2 protein-coding genes are annotated in these 3,177 nt (G+C 76.3%); both read left to right on the plus strand.

Annotation, left to right across the window (positions count from 1 at the left end; all coding sequences use genetic code 11):
• Positions 1-2,329: ATP/GTP-binding protein (locus FNQ90_RS17455; RefSeq protein ID WP_323380029.1), on the plus strand; the 2,329-nt coding region annotated here is incomplete at its 5' end.
• 126 nt (positions 2,330-2,455) lie between these two features.
• Positions 2,456-3,177, plus strand: a 722-nt coding sequence (locus FNQ90_RS17460) for a PucR family transcriptional regulator ligand-binding domain-containing protein (RefSeq protein WP_182607237.1), incomplete at its 3' end; no start/stop codon positions are given.

The raw sequence follows: 3,177 nt of genomic DNA on the forward strand, positions 1-3,177 counted from the left end.
CACCCGTTCCGACACCGGGGCCGGCGTTCCCGCCGTTCCCGGGCCCCGCGCCGACACCCCGCCGGCGTCCGGCCTCGCCGCCTGGCTGCTCACGCCCCGCCCGCCGTCCCCGCCCGGCGTGTGGCGCGAGGGACGGGTGCCGCGGCCGGACGAGGACCCCGACGCCATGGGGGACCGCGAGCTCTTCGGTGGCGCGCTGCTCGCCCTGCTGGGTGCCCTGCTGGTCTGGTCGCTGTGCTGGAACGGCTACATCCGGGTCTGGCTGTGGCCCCTGGAATGGGTCACCACCGACGCCTGGCGCGGTACCCGTCTGCACGTCACCGCCACCTACGCCTACTACGTCCTCTTCGCGGTGTTCCTGGCATGGGTCTTCGGTCGGATCGGCAACTGGCCGCGCGTTTGGCGCCGGGTGCGTCCCGGCGCGCTCCGCCTGCTGCGCGCACCGGCCGACACGCCGCCGCTGCCGGTCGCCCGCACCCGCCGGGCCGTCGCGGCCATCCTGGCCGGGGCGCTGGCCTGGGGGCTGAGTTTCGGAGGGGTCTGGCTCTTCTGGCTCGAACCCCTGTGGGCGGTGGTCCCCGACTCATGGTGGGAGGAGGGCGACACCACCGCCTACGTCATCGCCTACAACATCCACTACCTCCTGTGGACCGTGTCGCTGGTGACCGCCGCGGCGGTCCTCGGCGGATGGCGCGACATCGCCCGCCTGGTGTGGGGCCGTCGGACCGACGGGAAGGGCGCGCGGGACGCCGACGGCACACCGATCCCCGACCCCACCCGATGGGACGAGCTCCGCGAGGCCGGACTGGACCGGGCCGCCGACCGTCTCCGGGACGACGCCCGTTCCGGTGCCATGAACGACGTGGACCACGTGCGTCTCGCCGAACTGTGGCGTCGGGCGCGTGCCGTGCCCGGGGCCCGCGAGGCCTTCGCCGCCGCGGTCGAGGCCGACGGGGCCGGCGCGTTGTCCCATCCCTCCGGAGCCCGTGACCTCCCGGTGCGCACCGCCCGCCACGACCTGCTCACCGGACAGGTGCTCATCGGCCGTGCCGTCGCCGACGAGCGCAACCCCCACAGCCACCGCGGCGAGGCCGTGGCGTTCGATCCGGAGGTGTTGGGCACCTCCCTGGTGGCGGTGGGTCCGCCCGGTTCCGGCAAGACCGGCCGGGTGATCCGCCCGGTGGTCGAGGCGTTGTGCCTGCGGGCCCTCGCCGGTCGGGCGGCCGTCGTCGCCGTCGGCGCGGCGGGCGCCGGGCTCGGTTCCGACGACGCCTTCGACGTGGTCATCCGGGTGGGGGACCCCGGGACGTCCCACCTGCTCGACCCCTGGGGAGGATGCGAGGACACCGACGAGGCCGCCGCGCTGCTCGCCGAGGCACTGGTGGGCGGGGGACGGGACGACCCCGAGGAGGCGGCCCTCGCCATCGCCCAACTCATCGGCCCCTATCGGGCCGCCTACGGACACTTCCCCGGCGTGCCGGAACTGCGGGCCCTGCTGGACGGGGCCGGTGCCCTGCTCCACACCCTGCACGACGACCTCGGCCGCGCCGGTGATCGCACCCACCAGCGGGATCTGGCCGTGCGGGCCCGACAGGCCGAGCGCCCCGACGACATCGGCCGCCGACTGGCCGATCGCCTGGGGCTGCTGGAACGCGCCGGGCTGGCGGGCCCGGCCGACCCGGCGCGGCGCGCGCGGCCGTTCGCCGTCGGGGTCCCGGATCGCCCGCTGCGGGTGCGGGTGGACCTGCCCGCCGGGGGCCACGCCGAAGCCGGTCGGATCATCGTCAGGCTTCTGCTGACCCGCTTCGCCTCCGCCGTCACCCGTCGCCCGGACCGGAGCCTCTTCGCCTGTCTGGTCCTGGACGACGCCGCCTCCGCGCTGACCCCGGGCACGGTGCGGGACCTGGCCCGTCTGCGGCCGGCGGGCGCCGGGGCGGTCCTGGCCCTGCGTTCCCTCGACGAGGTGCCCGAGCCGCTGCGGCCCGCTCTCCTCGGCACCGTCGGCTGCCTGATGGCGTTCTCCGGCGTCACCACCTGGGACGCGGAGCACTTCGCCCGGGCCTGGGGCAAGGAGTGGACCGAGGACCGGGACGTCACCCGCGCCCCGGACCGTACCGGCGGGGTGGTCAAGCGGACGGTGCGCGGCGTCCGCCGGTTGTTCACCGGGCGGGAGACGACCACCGAGACGGTCACGGTGCGGAGGGTGGAACGGGAGCGCCGGCCCGCCTCCGAACTGGCGCACCGACTGCCGCCCCGGCACGCGGTGCTCTCGGTAACCAGCACGGAGGGGGAGAGCGGCCCGCCGATCCTGGTCCGGCTGGGCGACTGATCGGTGGCCCGCGGGGCCCGGGCGGTACCGTTGCGGGTGAACGGGCGGGGCCCTCCGTCGTCCCGTCCGGTGGGGCCCGACCCGCGGCCCTCCCGCCCGGCATGTCCCCGCTTCCCGAGGACCAGCATGCTTCCGACGCTCGCCTCGCTGGCGCGGCACCCCGCCCTCGGCCTCCGGCCGTTGACCGCCGGTGACCGTCTGGACGTCCCGGTGCGGTGGGCGCACGTCAGCGAACTCGCCGACCCGGTGCCCTACCTGGAGGGTGGGGAACTCCTGCTGACCACCGGGCTGAAGGTGCCGCTGGACGACCCGCGGGCCACCGGGGAGTACGTGCGCAGGCTCCGGGCCGCCGGCGTGGTCGGTCTCGGCTTCGGTCCGGGGATCCACCACCCGACCACCCCTCCGGGGTTGGTGGCGGCCTGTCGGGACGAGGGGCTGCCGCTGTTGGAGGTGCCCCGGCCCACCCCCTTCATCGCCATCTCCAAAACGGTCTCCGCCGTTCTGGCCGCCGAGCAGTACCGCACCACCACCGCCGGGTTCGCCGCCCAGCGGGAACTCACCCGTGCGGCGTCCGGGCCGGACGGTGCGCGCGGAGTGCTGGCGCGACTCGCCGGTCGACTCGACGGCTGGGCGGCGTTGCACGATCTCTCCGGCGCGCCGGTGGCCGTGGCGCCGCCGTGGGCGGAGCGGCGGGCGGCCCGTCTCGGTGGGGAGGTACGACGATTGGCCGGCCGCGCGGCGCCCTCGAGCGCGGTGCTGGATGCCGGGCCCGGCACGGGGAGTGACGGCACGGGGGACCGGCGGGGTCCCCGGGATCCGGAGGAGCGGGGTGCCGGGGCGGTGGAACC

The sequence above is a fragment of the Streptomyces alkaliphilus genome (assembly GCF_014141535.1).
In the GTDB taxonomy this organism is placed as follows: domain Bacteria; phylum Actinomycetota; class Actinomycetes; order Streptomycetales; family Streptomycetaceae; genus Streptomyces; species Streptomyces alkaliphilus.